Genomic DNA, 925 nt, shown 5'->3' on the forward strand with positions numbered 1-925 from the left:
GTTCGGCGAGCCTGACTCGCACGCGATCGACGATGACGTGGGGTCTTCTCAGCATTGCCGCACTGACCCGGATCACGATCCAGCCAGCCTCTTCCAGCAGGGCAATTCGCTCGATATCCCACGCTCGCTGCTCGGGGTCATCCCAGTGCTGAATGCCGTCGTATTCGACGGCGACCTTCCACTCCCGCCAGCCCATGTCGACGCGGATCACTCGCGGGTGCAGGTTGTGAAACTCGATCTGCGTCTCCGGCCGGGGCAACCCGGCGCCGACCAGCAGCAGTCGCACTTTGGTTTCCTGCGGCGATTCCGCACCGCCATCCACGAGGTCCAGCGCCGCCCGTAGTTGACGGACTCCGCGGGCGCCAGGATGTTCGTCCGCCACGGCAGCAACATCGGCGGGTTTGATGCCGGTCGCGTTCAGCAGCGCGTCGAGTATGGGAATCGACTTGGTGGCGGGTATACCGCATCCGATGTCAAAGGCCGTTCGCGCCGGGGTTGTAACGCGCACTCCACGGAACCACTGCGTCTCGCCCGTAGCCAACTGATAGGTGTGAGTGACAATTCCCCGCTGACTGTGCCGGTTGGCACGCACGATCTCTGCCGGCGCGTCATCGTCGAGCCACTTCGTGCCGAATACCGCGGCTGCCGACAGGCCCGCGAGCGTGGCGCCGGTAGACAGCCACGCCGCGCGCGCCTTGACGGCCGCCGTCAGTTCCGCATCCCTTGCGATGTACGCGTCGCGGAACACCGCTATATAGCGCCTGCGGAGTTGCTTTCGGGTGACGGTCCCGCGTCGGACCGCTTCGCTTCCTTGAAATACGTCCATGGCGGCATGTTCAGTGGAGCCGCCGACTGGTTGCGGTGCTCAGGGACCGCCGAATGTGAGCCCTGTGTACCAGTCTTGGAGTGTGGATAGTCGTCGAGT

General features: G+C 64.5%; 1 protein-coding gene. It reads right to left on the reverse strand.

Annotated features, from left to right (window positions below):
* On the reverse strand, positions 1–826 hold an 826-nt coding region (locus BST27_RS30525), incomplete at its 3' end, for a type IV toxin-antitoxin system AbiEi family antitoxin (RefSeq protein WP_139805505.1).
* Positions 827–925: the final 99 nt, after the last annotated feature.

Source organism: Mycobacterium intermedium, assembly GCF_002086275.1.
In the GTDB taxonomy this organism is placed as follows: Bacteria; Actinomycetota; Actinomycetes; order Mycobacteriales; family Mycobacteriaceae; genus Mycobacterium; species Mycobacterium intermedium.